Source organism: Burkholderia sp. AU45388 (assembly GCF_030481585.1).
In the GTDB taxonomy this organism is placed as follows: domain Bacteria; phylum Pseudomonadota; class Gammaproteobacteria; order Burkholderiales; family Burkholderiaceae; genus Burkholderia; species Burkholderia sola.
The window spans coordinates 306885-324177 of the sequence record NZ_JAUJPV010000002.1; the positions used below are offsets into that span (position 1 = coordinate 306885).

At 67.1% G+C, this 17293-nt stretch carries 16 protein-coding genes; 10 read left to right on the forward strand and 6 right to left on the reverse strand.

The genetic code is table 11. The features are described from left to right. Positions 1-66: 66 nt before the first annotated feature. The gene (locus QZM72_RS05285) at positions 67-708 is read left to right on the forward strand and encodes a GntR family transcriptional regulator (protein ID WP_301737407.1); all 642 of its coding nucleotides are present in this window, start codon (positions 67-69) and stop codon (positions 706-708) included. Between the two features lie 27 nt (positions 709-735). Here the strand turns inward: QZM72_RS05285 and QZM72_RS05290 are convergent, their stop codons facing one another. Continuing rightward, complete coding sequence (locus tag QZM72_RS05290; RefSeq protein ID WP_301737408.1) at positions 736-1761, reverse strand: LacI family DNA-binding transcriptional regulator; 1026 nt, start codon at positions 1759-1761, stop codon at positions 736-738. Positions 1762-1950: 189 nt separating this feature from the next. On the opposite strand from QZM72_RS05290, the gene QZM72_RS05295 reads away from it, so the two are divergent. From QZM72_RS05295 to QZM72_RS05315, 5 genes are all read left to right on the forward strand, one after another. Next, positions 1951-3108: an ABC transporter ATP-binding protein gene (locus QZM72_RS05295; RefSeq protein WP_301737409.1), complete on the forward strand. Its 1158-nt coding sequence runs from the start codon at positions 1951-1953 to the stop codon at positions 3106-3108. A 9-nt stretch (positions 3109-3117) separates the two neighbouring features. Next, positions 3118-5112, forward strand: a complete 1995-nt coding sequence (locus tag QZM72_RS05300) for a beta-galactosidase (RefSeq protein ID WP_301737410.1) — start codon at positions 3118-3120, stop codon at positions 5110-5112. 66 nt (positions 5113-5178) lie between these two features. Continuing rightward, the gene (locus tag QZM72_RS05305; RefSeq protein ID WP_089470875.1) at positions 5179-6438 is read left to right on the forward strand and encodes an ABC transporter substrate-binding protein; all 1260 of its coding nucleotides are present in this window, start codon (positions 5179-5181) and stop codon (positions 6436-6438) included. Positions 6439-6493: 55 nt separating this feature from the next. Then, on the forward strand, positions 6494-7435 hold the full coding sequence (locus QZM72_RS05310) for a carbohydrate ABC transporter permease (protein WP_301737411.1): 942 nt from the start codon (positions 6494-6496) through the stop codon (positions 7433-7435). Between the two features lie 20 nt (positions 7436-7455). Next, on the forward strand, positions 7456-8307 hold the full coding sequence (locus QZM72_RS05315) for a carbohydrate ABC transporter permease (RefSeq protein ID WP_301737412.1): 852 nt from the start codon (positions 7456-7458) through the stop codon (positions 8305-8307). 188 nt (positions 8308-8495) lie between these two features. Here the strand turns inward: QZM72_RS05315 and QZM72_RS05320 are convergent, their stop codons facing one another. After that, on the reverse strand, positions 8496-9449 hold the full coding sequence (locus tag QZM72_RS05320) for an aromatic alcohol reductase (protein WP_301737413.1): 954 nt from the start codon (positions 9447-9449) through the stop codon (positions 8496-8498). A gap of 94 nt (positions 9450-9543) precedes the next feature. Here QZM72_RS05320 and QZM72_RS05325 point away from each other — a divergent pair, with 94 nt between their 5' ends. Then, a complete protein-coding gene (locus tag QZM72_RS05325; protein ID WP_089470878.1) occupies positions 9544-9957 on the forward strand; it encodes a helix-turn-helix domain-containing protein in 414 nt (137 codons plus the stop codon). Positions 9958-10132: 175 nt separating this feature from the next. Here the strand turns inward: QZM72_RS05325 and QZM72_RS05330 are convergent, their stop codons facing one another. Beyond that, positions 10133-10531 (reverse strand): nuclear transport factor 2 family protein, encoded by a 399-nt coding sequence (locus QZM72_RS05330; RefSeq protein ID WP_301737414.1) that lies wholly within the window; start codon positions 10529-10531, stop codon positions 10133-10135. A gap of 82 nt (positions 10532-10613) precedes the next feature. Between QZM72_RS05330 and QZM72_RS05335 the strand changes: the two genes are divergently transcribed. Continuing rightward, a complete protein-coding gene (locus tag QZM72_RS05335) occupies positions 10614-11555 on the forward strand; it encodes a LysR substrate-binding domain-containing protein (RefSeq protein WP_301737415.1) in 942 nt (313 codons plus the stop codon). Between the two features lie 81 nt (positions 11556-11636). On the opposite strand, the gene QZM72_RS05340 is transcribed toward QZM72_RS05335, so the two are convergent. The 3 genes from QZM72_RS05340 to glcC form a co-directional block, all read right to left on the reverse strand. Then, positions 11637-12020 (reverse strand): ATP-dependent protease, encoded by a 384-nt coding sequence (locus tag QZM72_RS05340; RefSeq protein ID WP_301737416.1) that lies wholly within the window; start codon positions 12018-12020, stop codon positions 11637-11639. Positions 12021-12194: 174 nt separating this feature from the next. Continuing rightward, positions 12195-13649, reverse strand: coding sequence for a DEAD/DEAH box helicase (locus QZM72_RS05345; RefSeq protein ID WP_301737711.1), 1455 nt, complete (start codon positions 13647-13649; stop codon positions 12195-12197). Positions 13650-13710: 61 nt separating this feature from the next. After that, positions 13711-14481 (reverse strand): transcriptional regulator GlcC, encoded by a 771-nt coding sequence (gene glcC, locus QZM72_RS05350; RefSeq protein ID WP_050013449.1) that lies wholly within the window; start codon positions 14479-14481, stop codon positions 13711-13713. A 223-nt stretch (positions 14482-14704) separates the two neighbouring features. On the opposite strand from glcC, the gene glcD reads away from it, so the two are divergent. Beyond that, positions 14705-16204, forward strand: a complete 1500-nt coding sequence (glcD, locus tag QZM72_RS05355) for a glycolate oxidase subunit GlcD (RefSeq protein WP_301737417.1) — start codon at positions 14705-14707, stop codon at positions 16202-16204. Next, positions 16204-17286, forward strand: coding sequence for a glycolate oxidase subunit GlcE (gene glcE / locus QZM72_RS05360; RefSeq protein ID WP_301737418.1), 1083 nt, complete (start codon positions 16204-16206; stop codon positions 17284-17286). The genes glcD and glcE overlap by 1 nt, the downstream gene beginning before the upstream one ends. Positions 17287-17293: the final 7 nt, after the last annotated feature.

Sequence of the window (17293 nt, forward strand, 5' to 3'; positions counted from 1 at the left end):
GTCGCTATTCTGGCACCGGATCGTCGTTTGGTATACCATTATTCCAAATTGACGAAATACGCAAGCATGGAAGCCAAACTCGACTCCACCGCGGACGCGGTCGCCGCGTCGCTGCGCGACATGATCATCAACGGCGAGCTGGCGGCCGGCGAGCGCCTCGTCGAGCGCGATCTGGCCGAGCGGTTCGGCATCAGCCGGATTCCGATGCGCGAGGCGATCCAGCGGCTCGAACGCGAAGGCTTGCTCGATATCTTCAGGAATCGCGGCGCGGTCGTGCGGATGCTGAGCGCGTCCGACGTGCAGGAAATCTACGATCTGCGCGTGCTGCTCGAAGGCGATGCGATCTACCGCGGCGTGAAGCGGCTCGACGACGAAACGCTCGCGCGCGCCGAACTCGTGCATCGGCTGCTCGGCGATGCAACCGTGCCGCGCCGGCAAGGCGAGTTGAACCGCGAATTCCACGCGTTGCTGTATGCGTGCTGCGGCAACGCGCGGCAGTTGAAGTCGATCGCCGAACTGCGCAGCCAGGTCGAACGTTACGAACGCCTGCAGGCCACGCTGCTCGCCGATACGCCGTCGTTCCAGGTCGAGCACGAAGAAATTCTGCAGGCCTGCCGCGAACGCAATGCGCGGGCGGCACGCGCGATGACCGTCGCGCATCTCGAGTCGGCGCGACGCATCGTGCTGCCGCTCGTCGAAGGCGGTTGAGGCCGGCGCGCGACCGCTCGCGCTTCGCTACACCGCGCGCGGCACCGGCCCGGTCGTGCCGCGCACCACGAGCTTCGGCAGCGACGCGACCCGCACGCGCGACGCGTCGTCGCCCTGCCCGCCCGCTTCGCGCAACGTATTGAGCAATTCGACCGCGATGCCAGCCGCCTCGGCGGTCGGGATCGCGACGGTCGTCAGCGTGGGCCGCGTGTCGCGGGCGAGATGGATGTCGGTGATGCCGACGATCGACAGATCGTCGGGCACGTGCCGGCCGCGATCGGCCGCCGCATGCATCGCGCCGATCGCGGGTAGATCGTTGGTCGCGACCAGCGCGGTCAACTCGGGATGCGCATCGAGCAACGGCCCGGCCGCGCGCACGCCGCCCTCGATCGAATCGTGCCCGGCGCCGACGCGCGACGCATCCAGCCCGGCTTCGCGCATCACGTCGACGCAGCCGTCGTAGCGCGCGGCCTGCACGCCGTTTGCCGACCCGCCGACGATCACGCCGATCTCGCGATGGCCGAGTTCGAGCAGATGCCGCGTCGCGATCCGCCCGGCCTCGCGGAAATCGATCGCCACGCACGGCAACCCGTCGGGCGGCGCCTCGGGCCGCTCCCACAGGCACAGCACGACCGGCACGCCGCGCCGCGCGACGTCGACCAGATCCGGCAGGTGCAGGTTCGCGTTGGTCACGAGAATCCCTTCGGAGATCGTGCCGGCGATCTGGTCGAGATATGCGCGCCCCTGCAACGGATCTTCGTTCGTGTTGCAGACGATCAGGAACTGCCCGTTGCGGCGCACCGCGCGCTCGACCGCCAGCGCGAACTCCGGATAGAACGGGTTCGCGATGCTCGATACCATCAGCGCGACCGTCGGCGCGCGCCCTTCCGCCAGCGCCCGCGCGGCGAGATGCGGACGATAGCCCAGCGCGTCGACCGCTTCGAGCACCCGCGCCCGCGTCGCATCGCCCACCCGGCCGCGGCCGCGCAGCACGTTCGACACCGTCGCGGCCGTCACGCCGGCGCGGCGCGCCACTTCATCCAGTGTTGCCATCGTTTGCTCACTATATGAGACGTCGATCCAGTATTTGCTTCGCTCACCGAAGCGGCGCACTATCGCCGCACACCTTGCCGCCCGACCGACGGGCGCGACTCGGCCGCGATCGCATCGCCCCTTTTTTTGATCGCGATGATTAAGCGCTTAATCAGGCAGTACGGCGCATTAAAACATGGAGCGGAGACAATGGCGAGCATCTCGATGCGGCGCGTGCAGAAAGCCTATGGCGAGCACGCGCCGGTCATTCGCGACGTCGATCTGGAGATCGGCGCGCATGAGTTCTGCGTGTTTCTCGGGCCGTCCGGATGCGGGAAATCGACGCTGCTGCGCATGATCGCCGGGCTCGAGGATCTGAGCGCGGGCGAGCTGTCGATCGACGGCCGCCGTGTCGATGACGTGCCGGCCGCCGAGCGCGGCGTCGCGATGGTGTTCCAGAGCTACGCGCTGTTTCCGCACATGACGGTGTACGAGAACATGGCGTTCGGGCTGAAGCTCGCGCGCGTGCCGAAGGCCGAGATCGACCGCAAAGTGCGTGACGCCGCGCGCATCCTGCAGCTCGACACGCTGCTCGAGCGCAAGCCGAAGGCGCTGTCCGGCGGCCAGCGGCAGCGCGTCGCGATCGGCCGCGCGATCGTGCGCGAGCCCGGCGTGTTCCTGTTCGACGAACCGCTGTCGAACCTCGACGCGGCGCTGCGCGGCCAGACCCGCATCGAGATCGCGCGGCTGCATCGGCAGTTCGAACGCGCGAGCGTCGTCTACGTGACGCACGACCAGACCGAGGCAATGACGCTCGCCGACAAGATCGTGCTGCTGCACGCCGGCGCGGATACCGCGCAGCACGGCAGCATCGCGCAGGTCGGCGCGCCGCTCGACCTCTACCACCATCCGGCCAGCCGCTTCGTCGCCGGCTTCATCGGCTCGCCGCGGATGAACTTCCTGCCGGCCGTCGTGACCGCGTGCGACGCGCGTCGCACGACCGTCACGCTCGTGCCGTCCGGCGAAACCTTCGTGCTGCCGCGCGACGGCTCGTCGCTCTCCGCCGGCGCCGCCGTGACGCTCGGCATCCGCCCCGAACACCTGACGCTCGGCGCCGTGCCCGACGCGACGACGCTCGCGCGCGACGTCGCGCTCGTCGAACGCCTGGGCGAGCAGACCTGCGTGCACCTCGATCCGGCCGGCCAGCCGAACGCGACGCCGCTGATCGCGAAAGTGCCCGGCGACGCGCAGGTGCGCACCGGCGAACGCGTGCACGTGCACGCGCCGGCCGCGGCCTGCCACCTGTTCACCGAAGACGGCCGCGCGGTGCCCGCGTGCGCCGATCTTCCCGTCCACCACTACGCATAAGGATCGGGCATGCGCCTCGGAGTCTGTTACTACCCGGAACACTGGCCGGAATCGATGTGGGCCGACGACGCCCGCCGGATGAAAGCGCTCGGCATCGAACAGGTGCGGATCGCCGAATTCGCATGGAGCCGCATCGAGCCGTCGCCGGGCGAATACGACTGGGGCTGGCTCGACCGCGCGGTCGACGTGCTCGGCGCGGCCGGCCTCGAGATCGTGATGTGCACGCCGACCGCGACGCCGCCGAAATGGCTGGTCGACCGCCATCCCGACATCCTCGCGATCGGCGCGGACGGCCGCCCGCGCGCGTTCGGTTCGCGCCGCCACTACGATTTCTCGTCGCCGACCTATCTCGAAGCGTCGCGCCAGATCTGCACGGCGGTCGCCGAACGCTACGGCCGCCACCCGGCCGTGCGCTACTGGCAGACCGACAACGAACTGGGCTGCCACCAGACCGTCGTCAGCTATTCGCCGGCCGCGCTCGTGCGCTTTCGCGAATGGCTGAAAGCGCGCTACGGCACGATCGACGCGCTGAACCGCGCGTGGGGCACCGTGTTCTGGAGCATGGAGTATCGCCATTTCGACGAAGTCGACGCGCCGGTGGGCACCGTGACCGAAGCCCATCCGTCGCACCGCCTCGACTACCGGCGCTTCGCGTCCGACGAGCTCGCGCGCTATCACCGGATGCAGGTCGACGTGATCCGCGCGCACTCGCCGGGCCGGCCGGTCGCGCACAACTTCATGCAACTGTTCACCGAATTCGATCACTACGAAGTCGCGCGCGACCTCGACGTCGCGACGTGGGACAGCTATCCGCTCGGCGCGCTCGAGGAGCTGTGGTTCGCGCCCGACGTGAAGGCGCGCTGGCTGCGCACCGGCCATCCGGATTTCGCGTCGTTCAATCACGACCTGTATCGCGGCATGTCGAAGCTGCCGTTCTGGGTGATGGAGCAGCAGCCGGGCCCCGTGAACTGGGCGCACTGGAATCCCGCGCCGCTGCCGGGCATGGTGCGGCTGTGGAGCTGGGAAGCGTTCGCGCACGGCGCCGGCTGCGTGTCGTACTTCCGCTGGCGGCAGGCGCCGTTCGCGCAGGAACAGATGCACGCGGGCCTGAACACCCCCGACAACCAGCTCGACGCAGGCGGCCGCGAAGCGCAGCGCGTCGCGCAGGAAATCGCCGCCGTGCTCGACGCCGGCGCAGATGCCGACGCGAACGGCGCGGTGCGCGCGTCGGTCGCGCTGGTGTTCGACTACGACGCGAAGTGGCTGTTCGAAGTGCAGCCGCAAGGCGCCGATTTCCACTACCCGCGCTTCGCATTCGAGTACTACTCGGCGCTGCGCTCGCTCGGGCTCGACGTCGACATCGTGTCCGCGCATGCGCCGCTCGACGGCTACCGGCTCGTCGTCGTGCCGCCGCTGCCGGTCGTGCCCGACGATTTCGCGTCGCGGCTCGCCGCGTCGGGTGCGCACGCGGTGTTCGGCCCGCGCACCGGCTCGAAGACCGCCGACCTGCAGATTCCGCCGGCGCTGCCGCCCGGCCCGCTCGCGTCGATCCTGCCGGTACGCGTGTGGCGCGTCGAATCGCTGCGGCCGAACGTGACCGAGCCGATCGACGGCACGCTGCGCGACGGTTCTCCGCTCGCGGGCGAAGCGCGTCACTGGCGCGACCTCGCCGAACTGAACGACGACGGCGCACGCAGCGTCGTGCACGCACGCTTCGCCGACGGCCATCCGGCCTGCGTGTCGCATGGCGCGCTGCACTACTGGGCCGCGCTGTTCGACGACGCGACCACCGCGCGACTGTTCGCCGACGTCGCAGCCGTTGCGGGTCTCGCGCCGACGCCGCTGGCCGACGGCGTGCGCGTGAGCCGGCGCGGCGGCCTGACCTACGTATTCAACTATCGCGACACGCCGCATGCGATCGACGGCATAGCGCCGTCCGCATTCGTGTTCGGCGCCGCGCAGGTCGAGCCGCAAGGCGTGGCCGTGTATCGAAGCCGTTCGTAGCAACGCCCCCGGCGCCGCCACGCGCCGGTCACGCACAAACAACGACACACAGGACTGGAGACACTCATGACCCATCGCCCCCTTCGCGTCGCTGCCCGCCTGGCGAGCGCCGCCGCCATCGCGTTCGCATCGTTCGGCGCGACGACGCCCGCCGATGCCGGCACGCTGACCATCAACATCGCGTTCAAGGGCGCAAGCCAGCGCGCGGTGTGGCAATCGACGATCGAAGCGTTCCACAAGGCCCATCCGGACATCGACGTGAAGCCCACCTTCGTCGACGAGGAGGCGTACAAGGTGCAGCTCCCGGCATGGCTCACGACCGTCGCGCCGGACGTCGTGAACTGGCATGCGGGCGAGCGAATGGCGTACTACGCGAAGCGCGGGCTGTTCGAGGACCTGAGCGGCGACTGGACGAAGAACGGCTGGGATGCGATGTATGCGTCGACGCGCAGCGCGTCGTCCTATAACGGCAAGCAGTACGCGGCGCCGACCGTCTACTACTCGTGGGGGCTGTTCTACCGCAAGGACCTGTTCCGCAAGGTCGGCATCGCCGACGAACCGAAGACCTGGGACCAGTTTCTCGACGCGTGCAAGAAGCTGAAGGCGGCCGGCATCACGCCGATCGCGATCGGCGGCCGCGACGCATGGACGCTCGCCGGCTGGTTCGACTATCTCGACCTGCGCCTGAACGGCAACGCGTTCCACCAGCAGCTGATGGCCGGCGACGTGCCGTACACCGACCCGCGCGTGAAGAAGGTCTATACGACGTGGAAATCGCTGATCGATTCGGGCTACTTCATCGACAACGCGCTGTCCTACGATCTCGATGGCGCGCAGCCGTTCCTGTTCCAGGGCAAGGCCGCGATGATGCTGATGGGCACCTTCATCGCGGCCGGCTTCCCGCCGAACGTGAAGCAGGAAATGGGCTACTACCGCTTCCCGATCATCGACCCGAAGGTGCCGACCGCCGAGGACGGCCCGGTCGAATCGCTGCACATCCCGACCAAGGCGAAGAACAAGGCCGACGCGCACACGTTCCTCGCATTCGTCGAAACGCCTGAGATCGGCGCGAAACTCGCCGAAGGGCTCGGCTCGCTGTCGGCCAACAGCAAGTCGCCCGAGCCGGCCGATCCGATCTCGCGTATCGGCTTCCGGATCCTCGCCGACACGAAGGGCGGCGTCGCGCAGTTCTACGACCGCGACATGACCAAGGAAATGGCCGACGAGGGGATGAAGGGCATGCAGCAGTTTCTCGCGAATCCCGCACAGCTCGATACGGTGCTCGCGCAACTCGAACAGACCCGCAAGCGGATCTACAAGAAGTGAGCGCGTGACCCAACCGGCGGCCGCGCGCCGCCGTGTCCGTTTCAGGAGGCTTGTCGTGTCCAGTCCGATCGCGTCCCCCTCGCCCGCCGGCACCGCGCCGCCGCGCGGCTCATCCGCCAGCACATTGCCCGCGCGCCGCCCGTCGCCCGCCGTGCGGCGGCAACGGCGCGCCGCGTGGCTCTTTCTCGCGCCGGCCTGCGCGATGGTGGCCGTCTACGTGATCTGGCCGATCCTGTCGACGCTGTGGCTGAGCCTGTACAACTGGGACGGGATGACCGAGCGCACCTTCGTCGGTCTCGCGAACTACGCGGAGCTGCTGCAGGCGCCGACGTTCTACACGGCGCTGCGCAACAACGTGATCTGGCTCGTGCTGTTCATGCTCGCGCCGCCGCTCGGCCTCGCGCTCGCGCTGTACCTGAACCAGGCGGTCGGCGGCATCCGGCTCGTGAAGTCGCTGTTCTTCGCGCCATTCGTGCTGTCGGGCGTGGTCGTCGGGCTGATCTTCTCGTGGTTCTACGATCCGACCTTCGGGCTGCTTGCACTCATCGCCGGGCACGGCATCCCGGTGCTCGGCGACGCGCGCTACGCGACCTTCGGCATTGTGTTCGCCGCACTGTGGCCGCAAACGGCGTACTGCATGATCCTGTACCTGACCGGCCTCACGTCGGTCAATCCGGAACAGATCGAAGCCGCGCGGATGGAAGGCGCGCGCGGCTTCGCGCTGCTGTGGCACGTCGTGCTGCCGCAACTGCGGCCGACCACCTTCATGGCGATCGTCGTCACCGTGATAGGCGCGCTGCGCAGCTTCGACCTGATCTCGGTGATGACGGGCGGCGGCCCGTTCGAAAGTTCGACCGTGCTCGCGTATTACATGTACGACCAGGCGATCAAGTACTACCGGCTCGGCTATTCCGCGTCGATCGCCGTCGTGCTGTTCGCGATCATGCTCGTCTACATCGCGTTCCAGTTGCGCCGCATGCTGCGCAACGAACAGTGACTTTCGGGAGTGCACTCATCATGTTTCCGACACCCGTTGCCCGGTGGAAGCCGGTATCGCGCCGGCTGTACAAACTGTCGCTGCCCGTCGCGCTCGTGATCTGGCTGCTGCCGATGATCGCCGTGTTCGTCACGTCGGTGCGCTCGACCGAGGAGCTCGTCGAAGGCCACTACTGGGGCTGGCCGCGGCATTTCTCGATGATCGAGAACTATCGCGACGCGCTGACCACGTCGCCGATGCTGCATTACTTCTGGAACAGCGTGCAGATTACCGTGCCGTCGGTCATCGGCTCGATCGCGCTCGCGGCGATGGCCGGCTTCGCGCTCGCGACCTACCGGTTTCGCGGCAATACCGCACTGTTCGGCACGTTCGTCGCCGGCAACTTCGTGCCCGTGCAGGTGTTGATGATTCCGGTGCGCGACCTGTCGCTGCGGCTCGGCGTGTTCAATACCGTCGAAGCGCTGATCCTGTTTCACGTCGCGTTCCAGACGGGGTTCTGCACGCTGTTCCTGCGCAACTTCATCAAGCAGTTGCCGTTCGAGCTGATCGAGGCGGCGCGCATCGAAGGCGCGGGCGAATGGACGGTGTTCTGGCGCATCGTGCTGCCGCTGATCCGGCCCGCGCTGGCCGCGCTCGCGATTCTCGTGTTCACGTTCGTGTGGAACGATTACTTCTGGGCGCTGTGTCTCACGCAGGGCGACGAGGCGGCGCCGATCACGGCGGGTGTCGCGGCGCTGAAGGGGCAATGGACGACGTCGTGGAATCTCGTATCGGCCGGGTCGATCCTCGCCGCGCTGCCGTCGGTCGCGATGTTCTTCGCGATGCAGAAGCACTTCGTCACGGGGCTCACGTTCGGCGCGACGAAAGGCTGAACGCCCGCCGATCGCGTTTTCGCATCTCCCCCTCCGCATCGTGAGGTTGCCCGCTTCGGCGGGCTTTTTTCATGCTTTGTGAAGGTGGGTGCATGTCGGTTGGCGAGCCCCGATCCGCCATCCCGGCTTCAACGGCATCGACGATCGCCTGTCGTCGATGCCGTTTGCCCGGATGATCGGACTCGCGATTACTCGCTGCGGCCCGAAGCGAGGTTGGCATTGATCCACGACGCCACGTCGGTGACCGGGATGGCGTGGCGTTGATTGAACGTCCCGCTCTTGTCCCATGCGACGCCCCGCCCTTGAGCAAATGCCGCGCGATACTTGCGCATCATGTTGTTCGGGTCGCGCGCCAGCTCATCGAGCAAGTACTGCTCGCTCCACGCCGAACGGCTGAAGGGGCGGCCGAGGGCCGCTTCCAGCTTGTCGGCGACCTCCCCGTAAGTCACGGTGTCGCCAGCCAGATACACGATCTCGTTCCGGATACGGGGTTGCGCGAACACGATCGCGGCAGTCAGCGCGCCGATATCGTCGGGCGTCGTCAGCGTCACGGCGGTGTCGAGGCTGCCCAGCGCGTGGACCGCGTCGTTTTGCAGATCGACTACACCGAAGTCCGGCTCGAACAGGTAGCTCGTGAACATGCCGGTCGAAATGATGACCCACTCGGTCTGGTGCTGACTGCGCAGCAATTCGCGCACGTCCAGCTGGGCGTCGAAGATGTCCTGCGGACTGCCGCGGCCGATCACGTCGAAATCGACCCCGAACTGCCACGGGAAGTACCTCGGGATGCGCGCCTGCAACGCAGCCCGCGCCAACTTCATCGGCGTATCGATGCCGGCTGTAATGCCCGCGCAACCGATTACCGTGTCATATCGCGCGAACAGGGCGGCGAGTTCGTCGATGGAATGCTTCACGAAATCGCCTACGACGATCTCGATCCCAAGCGCCCGAATCTCCGCGATATCATGCCGCTTGGCGGGTGCGCTGGACTCGAGGGCACTCGCGCGCAGCAGCACGCTGATCTTCGCGCCGGCGATGTCCTTCGCTCGACGTGCAAGATTGCGTAGTACCGGGAGGCCGAGTTCGCCAGCACCGAGCACGAGAATGTTTCGGGAAGTCGCGTCAGGGTCTGCTGGGTTCATCGTTTAGCCTGCTGAGGAATTGAGTTGCACGCAGTCTAGCGATGCATGGTTGTGTTTGAAAGAAGGTACACGCGTGATACCGGGAGCGAGATAGTTGGATCGAGACGAACTTCTCCGATATTCGCAGACCGTGTGCGACGGCCTGCGAGACGATGATGACGGGTTGCGGCGGGAGGTGCTCGCCCATGCCGGAAGCCGTTGGTCGCTCGGTGTCGTCCACACGCTCGGCGTGTACGGCCGACTGCGCCATGCGGAAATCGGCAGGCGCATGCATGGGGTGACTCAGCGCATGTTGACGCGCACGTTACGACAGCTCGAACGTGACGGCCTGGTGCTCCGTCACGATTTCGAAGAAGTCCCGCCTCGAGTCGAATACGAGTTGTCCGACACGGGCATGGACCTGCTCGTCAGGATGGTCCCGCTGTGGACCTGGATCGTCGAGAATGCGGACCGCTTCCGGGAAGCACGGCTGAATTTCGACAGGGAACACCGCGACGCAGACGCGTAGCTTGCCGGGATTTCGACGTGCTTCGCAGATGGGCGCGACTTTGATCGACATCGGTCGTCGAGATATGCTTCGACTTCCTGAGAAAGCCTGAGAGACAGCGTCCGCGGAAGTTTGGCGTCGTGCGGAACCGCCCTCCGCGGACGCCGGCCTTCGGTATCGAGCGACATCGATTCCACTACGCGTATTTGTCGCCGACCGTACTGCGAATCGGATGGGTGTCGTACACGATGATCATCCGTTCGATCAGCCCCGCGGTGTCGAACTCGAACACGTCGACGCACTCGAAGCGCGCCACCGAACCGTCTTTCAGGGCCCAGTCGTAGATGAAGTAACCTGTCGCACGTCGCGCCCCACTCGTGCTGACGCAGATATCGATCGGTGTAATCCTGCTTTCTCCCGATGCGGCCGCGACCTTCGAGAAGAAGGGCTCGGGGTGCATCCAGCCGAGAAATGGCGAGAAAATCCGCGCGTCCGGCGTGAATAGCGCGCAGATGGCGCCGACATCGGCGCGCTCCAGTTCCCGCAGGTAAGCGCGAACCCGTTCCGTGTAGAGTGATTCCGACGTTGAGCCCAAAATTATCCTCCGATCATTCGTCGACAGCCCCGTTCATTCGCAAGAACAGGGCATCCGGTAGACGCACGATAGCGACGCACCGATGACCGAACAATCGAAAAATTCGCAACCCGGGTATGCGGCGCATGCATATCCGCTCGCTGACCTGACGCGGCCGCTCCCGCCGTTGGCGGCGATTCAGTCGTTCGTCGCGGCGGCGCAGCTGGGCAGCGTCAGCAAGGCCGCGGATCATCTATGCCGCACGCAAGGCGCCGTGAGCCGCCAGATACAGCAGCTGGAGACGCACTATCGATGCGCACTGTTCGTGCGCCATGTATCGGGGCTGACGTTGACGCCAGAAGGCAATGCACTGCTGACGGTCGCGGTCGACGTGCTCACGCAACTGGTTCGGCACGCGGATTCCCATGCACGGGCGACCTCGGTGCTCACGTTGAAGTTGCCGTCCACGTTCGCCGTTCGCTGGCTGCTCCCGCGGCTGCCGGACATTCAACGCGCAATGAGCGGGACGGAGCTGCGTATTTCGACATCCGCGGACGACACGCCCGATTTCACGACGTCCGACGTCGACGCCATCATCGTGCGAGGCACGGGACAGTGGACCGGTATGGAAGCCGTACCGCTGTTTCCCGAGCGGCTCACGCCGATGTGCTCGCCCGCGTTGGCGACATCGCTGCGATCGGTTGCCGACTTGGCGCACGTCGCTTTGCTCCATCCCGGGCCCAGCCGCGCAGAGTGGAGATGCTGGCTCGATCACGTGGGGGCGCGCCAGATCGATGCGGGGCGCGGGCTCGTGTTCGATACCCTCGAATTGACGCTCGCGGCATCGATGGAAGGGCACGGCATTGCAATCGGCGACCCGCGAATGGCGAGAGACCGGCTCCGTGCCGGATCGCTGGTGACACCGTTTGACGATGTGGCTGAAGACGGCCTTTCCTACTTCCTCGTCTATCCGCCCCAACGGGCGGCACAACCGAAAATTCGGGCCCTCGCCGACGTCTTGCTACGACTGGCGCGAGAAGATTGATTGACACGAGAACGCCCGAAACGTGGTGGGCAGCCGACCTTCAAATGGCGCACCCAACGTACCGACGAATGACGGGCCTGGTCAGAGATCCCCGCGCACTTCGCCGGTTCCCAGCGCGCTGCGCTGCCGGTTGACTTCGGCCCACAACTCGTCGCTGTCGTCCTCGCGCAGCACGATCATCCAGTCCAGCTGCTCGTCGGTCACGCCGAAGTACGCCAGAATTTCCCGGCGAACCCCGTCGATGAACGCCGCGTATTCCGGGGTGGCCTGCGCCCGCGCGTGCAGGGCGTCGTATTCCGCATCGTCCATGCCGCCGCCCTGTTCGTCGATATAGCGCGAAATCCATTGGTCCCGTTCGTGGTCGTAATCGGCTTCGGCGCGCATCGCTTGCACGGCCGTGTAGAAATCCAGTTGGGCAAACGCGGCGATCGCCGCCGTCGTCGCCTCGTCGAATGTCGTCGTCATTCCATCTCTCACTTCAGTCATCGCACATCATGGGTCATGCGGGGAAGCCGCTGTCGTGCGCGGTTTCACGCCGCGAACGAGAAAACCGGCAGCGCTGTTCCGAGCCGCCCGTATGCGTTCACTGCATCGGGCGGTTCGATCGTATCGGGCACGTCGAAAAGGGAAGGGTTCAATCTACCGGGACGGCTTGCCCGGTTTGCCCCGCCCCCCGGCAGATTTGCCGGCGGCCTTCCCCGCAGCCGGCTTGGCCGCCGGTTTGCTACGCGGCTTCTGCACGCTGAACGGGCTGCCGATGGTGTAGTCCGGGCCTTGACCCGCACCATTGGCCACCGCGTGCTGCGTCCCGGACGTGCGCTTGCCTCCGCCACCTTGCGTATGCGGCTTCTTGCCCGGCGCCTGTCGGGCCGCCGGCGCAGCTTGCGGCACCTTGGGTTTCTTCGGCTTTTTGGGTTTCTTGATGAGCTGACCCGTCGCGCTCGTCTCCGGCACGCGGTGGTCGGCTTCGAAACCCGGCTCCTCTTCCCGCCGCAGCGTCTGCCGGATCAGCGCTTCGATCGCGGCCAGTTGCGGCGCTTCGTCGGCGCACACGAGCGACACCGCGATGCCGCTCGCGCCCGCGCGGCCGGTGCGGCCGATACGGTGCACGTAGTCTTGCGCGACGATCGGCAGATCGACGTTGATCACCAGCGGCAGATCGTCGATATCCAGCCCGCGCGCCGCCACGTCGGTGGCGACCAGCATCTGCACTTCGCCCGTCTTGAAGCGCTCCAGCGCGCGCAGACGCGCGGGCTGCGGCTTGTCGCCGTGGATCGTATCGACCGCATAGCCGGCCTTCTCCAGCATGACCGCCAGATAATCGACGCCATTGCGGGTCTTGACGAACACCAGCGCGTGCTCCCACTTGTTTTGGGCCACGAGGTGCATGAAGAGGTCGGGCTTGTTCCGCTTGTCGACGGGCACGACCCACTGCTTGATCTTGCTAGCCGTGGCGTTGGGCGGGCTGACGCTGATGTCGACCGGGCTGCGCAGAATGCCGGCCGCCAGCGTGCGGATTTCGTCGGAGAACGTCGCGGAGAACAGCAGCGTCTGGCGCTTGGCGGGCAACGCGGCAAACACCGCGTCGAGTTCGCGCGCGAAGCCGAGATCGAGCATGCGGTCGGCTTCATCGAGCACCAGTGTCTGGACCTGGTCGAACTGCACGGCGTTCTGGCGATTGAGGTCGAGCAAGCGGCCGGGCGTCGCCACGAGCACGTCGACGCCCTTGCGCAGCTTCATCATCTGAGGATTGATGCTCACCCCGCCGTAGGCGGCCAGGAATCGCAGATCGAGGCCCTTGCCGTACTCGACGAAGCTTTGCAGCACTTGCTCGGCCAGTTCGCGGGTGGGCACCAGCACCAGCACGCGCGCACGGTTGCTCGATACCGCCGGGCCGTGCTGCACGAGCCGCTGCAACAGCGGCAGCGCAAAGCCGGCCGTCTTGCCGGTGCCGGTCTGTGCGGCGGCCATGACATCCTTGCCGCCGAGCACGACGGGAATCGCCTTGGCCTGCACCGGCGTGGGTGTCTGGTAATTGAGGCCCTGCAGGTTACGCAGCAACGGCTCGATCAGGCCAAGCGAGGCAAAAGACATGGACGTGTTCCGGGCTAAAACCGCAATTCTAGCGGTTACCGCGCCGGCCAAGCCCGCCCGCTCACGTCCACCCTTCGAGCCTCAACGTCGAGCGCACGAGCCGCTGTTCCTCCTGCTCGATCTCGCGCAGATAGTCGACGCACTGACGGATATGTTCGCTCGCGGCCTTGCGCGCCTGATCGGGCAGCCGGCCGGTGACCGCGTTGTAAAGCCGCGCATGCTGGCGGTCGATCTGCTTCTTCAGCGGTTCGCGGTGATAGAGGTTGTTCACCGACGCGAACACCGAGCTGAGCAGCAGGTCGGTCAGCGACTGCAGCGTATTGACGAGCACCGGGTTGTGCGATGCCTCGCAGATCGCCAGATGAAACGCGTGGTCGAGCTTCGCGCGCGCGGCGGGATCGAGATCCTGCGCGTCGGCCGCCGTCATTTCCTCGTAGCGGCGCCGGATCAGGATGAAATCGGCCGGCGTGCCACGCAGCGCCGCGAGCCGGGCGGCTTCGGCCTCGAGCATCCCGCGCACCTCGAACAGGTCGTACAGCGTGCGCGGCTGCGAGCCGAGTAGATGCATCATCGGCGTGATCGCGCGCTGCGGGGTCAGGCTCGCGACGAACGAACCCTTGCCGTGCGTCGTGTCGATGATCCCGCGCGCGTGCAGCAGCTTCATGCCTTCGCGCACGGCCGTGCGCGACACGCCGAGCTTCTCGGTCAGCCGCCGCTCCGACGGCAGCGCCTGCCCGGCCTTCAGCACGCCGTCGACGATCAACTGCTCGATCCGCTCGGCGACGACGTCGGCCACGCGCCGCGCCGGCCGCTCTCGATCCTGCATTTCCATACTGGTATGACCACTCTGGACGAATGTCGTCGATTTTCTCACAAAGCCTTGTCGTCATTGGTTTTTATCGGTCATTAAAGAAACCGCACCCGATGACTTTCCAAAAACTGGTACGACCACCTTCAAGACGGCTGGACAGGCCCGCGCGTCCCGCCAAGAATGCCGTCCATCCGGCGTGTCGCGCATCGCGCGGCCAGCCGCAAGGTGGAGACGGAGACACACGATGAGTTTCATCTACGACGAACGGATCGACGGCCCACTGACGTGCGTCGACCGCGCCACGCTCGTCGCCGCGCTGCACGCGGCGGCGCCCGGCCTCGACGTGCTGCACGAACGCGAGGCGTTGAAGCCGTTCGAATGCGACGGCCTCGCCGCGTACCGCACGGTGCCGCTCGCGGTCGTGCTGCCCGATACGGTCCACCAGGTGCGCGCGGTGCTGCGCGTCGCGGCCGCGCACGGCGTGCCGGTCGTCGCGCGCGGCGCGGGCACGGGGCTGTCGGGCGGCGCGATGCCGCTCGAAAAAGGCATCCTGCTGGTGATGGCGAAGTTCAACCGGATTCTCGACATCGACCCCGATGCCGGCATCGCACGCGTGCAGCCCGGCGTGCGCAACCTCGCGATCTCGCAGGCCGCCGCGCCGCACGGCCTCTACTACGCGCCCGATCCGTCGTCGCAGATCGCGTGCTCGATCGGCGGCAACGTGGCCGAGAACGCGGGCGGCGTGCATTGCCTGAAATACGGGCTCACGGTGCACAACATCCTGAAGGTCGAGATCCTCACGATCGACGGCGACACGCTCACGCTCGGCGCCGATGCGCTCGACGCACCGGGCTTCGACCTGCTCGCGCTGTTCACCGGCTCCGAGGGAATGCTCGGGATCGTCACCGAAGTGACCGTGAAGCTGCTACCGAAACCGCCGAGCGTGAAGGTGTTGATGGCCAGCTTCGACGACGTCGCCGAGGCCGGCGCCGCGGTCGCGCGGATCATCGGCGCGGGCGTGATTCCCGGCGGCCTCGAGATGATGGACAACCTCGCGATCCGCGCGGCCGAGGATTTCATCCACGCGGGCTATCCGGTCGACGCGCAGGCGATCCTGCTGTGCGAACTCGACGGCGCCGCGGCCGATGTCGAAGAAGACGCCGAACGCGTCGCCGCGCTGCTGCGCGACGAGGGCGCAAGCGAGATTCGCGTCGCGCGCGACGAAGCCGAGCGCCAGCGCTTCTGGGCCGGCCGCAAGAACGCGTTCCCGGCCGTCGGCCGGATGTCGCCCGACTACTACTGCATGGACGGCACGATCCCGCGCCGCGAGCTGCCGCGCGTGCTCGAAGGGATCGCCGCGCTGTCCGCCGAATACGGGCTGCCGGTCGCGAACGTGTTCCACGCGGGCGACGGCAACATGCATCCGCTGATCCTGTTCGATGCGAACCGGCCCGGCGAGCTCGACCGCGCGGAAGCGCTCGGCGGCAAGATCCTCGCGCTGTGCGTCGCCATGGGCGGCAGCATCACCGGCGAACACGGCGTCGGGCGCGAGAAGATCAACCAGATGTGCGTGCAGTTCAACGCCGACGAAATCACGTTCTTTCATGCGGTGAAGGCCGCGTTCGATCCGCAGCGCCTGCTCAATCCCGGCAAGAACATCCCGACGCTGCACCGCTGCGCCGAATTCGGCGCGATGCACGTCCATCACGGCAAGCTGCCGTTTCCCGAACTGGAGCGCTTCTGATGCGACGCGAACGCGAACCCGAATCGATCGACGACAGCGCGGCGCTCGTCGCGCAGGTCGACGCGGCGATCCACGATCGCCAGCCGCTGCACATCCGCGGTGCCGGCACGAAGGCGTTCGTCGGGCGGCCGGTCGAAGGCCGCACGCTCGACGTGCGCACGCATCGCGGCGTCGTGTCGTACGACCCGACCGAACTCGTGATCACCGCGCGCGCCGGCACGCCGCTCGCCGATCTCGACGCGATGCTCGACGCGGCCGGCCAGATGCTGCCGTGCGAGCCGCCGTCGTTCGGCGGCGCGGCGACGGTCGGCGGCATGTTCGCGGCGGCGCTGTCGGGCCCGCGCCGCCCGTGGGCCGGCGCGGTGCGCGACTTCGTGCTCGGCTGCCGCGTGATCACCGGCCACGCGAAGCATCTGCGCTTCGGCGGCGAGGTGATGAAGAACGTCGCGGGCTACGACGTGTCGCGGCTGCTCGCCGGCAGTTTCGGCTGCCTGGGCGTCGTGACCGAGGTATCGCTGAAGGTGCTGCCGAAGCCGCGCGCGACCGGCGATCTCGCGTTGACGCTCCCGGCGGGCGAAGCCGTGCAACGCGTCGCCGCGTGGCGCCGCGCGGGGCTGCCGCTGGCCGGCGCGTGCCACGCGGACGGCGTGCTGCGCGTGCGACTCGAGGGCGGCGAGGGCTCGGTGAAGGCCGCGCGCGACACGATCGGCGGCGACCGGATGGACGATCGCGACGACGGCTTCTGGGCCCGTCTGCGCGACCTGTCGCTGCCGTTCTTCGACGATCCGCGCCCGCTGTGGCGTGTGTCGGTGCCGGCCGCCGCGCCGCTCGACGCGCTCGCCGATGCGCAGCTCGTCGACTGGGGCGGCGCACAGCGCTGGCTCAAGAGCGATGCCGCGCCGGCCGACGTGCAGCGCTTCGCCGCCCAGTGCGGCGGCCACGCGACCTGCTACACGCCGGGCACGACACCGGAGCCGTTCCAGCCGCTGCCGCCCGCGCTGCTGCGCGTGCACCGGCAACTCAAGGCGCAGCTCGACCCGCACGCGATTTTCAATCCCGGCCGGCTCTACGCCGACTTCTGACGCCAAC

Bases quoted from the DNA above. Each gene is read 5' to 3' on its own strand.
- QZM72_RS05285 (WP_301737407.1), top strand. From the start codon at position 67: ATGGAAGCCAAACTCGACTCCACCGCGGACGCGGTCGCCGCGTCGCTG.
- QZM72_RS05290 (WP_301737408.1), bottom strand. From the start codon at position 1,761: ATGGCAACACTGGATGAAGTGGCGCGCCGCGCCGGCGTGACGGCCGCG.
- QZM72_RS05295 (WP_301737409.1), top strand. From the start codon at position 1,951: ATGGCGAGCATCTCGATGCGGCGCGTGCAGAAAGCCTATGGCGAGCAC.
- QZM72_RS05300 (WP_301737410.1), top strand. From the start codon at position 3,118: ATGCGCCTCGGAGTCTGTTACTACCCGGAACACTGGCCGGAATCGATG.
- QZM72_RS05305 (WP_089470875.1), top strand. From the start codon at position 5,179: ATGACCCATCGCCCCCTTCGCGTCGCTGCCCGCCTGGCGAGCGCCGCC.
- QZM72_RS05315 (WP_301737412.1), top strand. From the start codon at position 7,456: ATGTTTCCGACACCCGTTGCCCGGTGGAAGCCGGTATCGCGCCGGCTG.
- QZM72_RS05320 (WP_301737413.1), bottom strand. From the start codon at position 9,449: ATGAACCCAGCAGACCCTGACGCGACTTCCCGAAACATTCTCGTGCTC.
- QZM72_RS05335 (WP_301737415.1), top strand. From the start codon at position 10,614: ATGACCGAACAATCGAAAAATTCGCAACCCGGGTATGCGGCGCATGCA.
- QZM72_RS05340 (WP_301737416.1), bottom strand. From the start codon at position 12,020: ATGACGACGACATTCGACGAGGCGACGACGGCGGCGATCGCCGCGTTT.
- QZM72_RS05345 (WP_301737711.1), bottom strand. From the start codon at position 13,649: ATGTCTTTTGCCTCGCTTGGCCTGATCGAGCCGTTGCTGCGTAACCTG.
- glcC (WP_050013449.1), bottom strand. From the start codon at position 14,481: ATGGAAATGCAGGATCGAGAGCGGCCGGCGCGGCGCGTGGCCGACGTC.
- glcD (WP_301737417.1), top strand. From the start codon at position 14,705: ATGAGTTTCATCTACGACGAACGGATCGACGGCCCACTGACGTGCGTC.
- glcE (WP_301737418.1), top strand. From the start codon at position 16,204: ATGCGACGCGAACGCGAACCCGAATCGATCGACGACAGCGCGGCGCTC.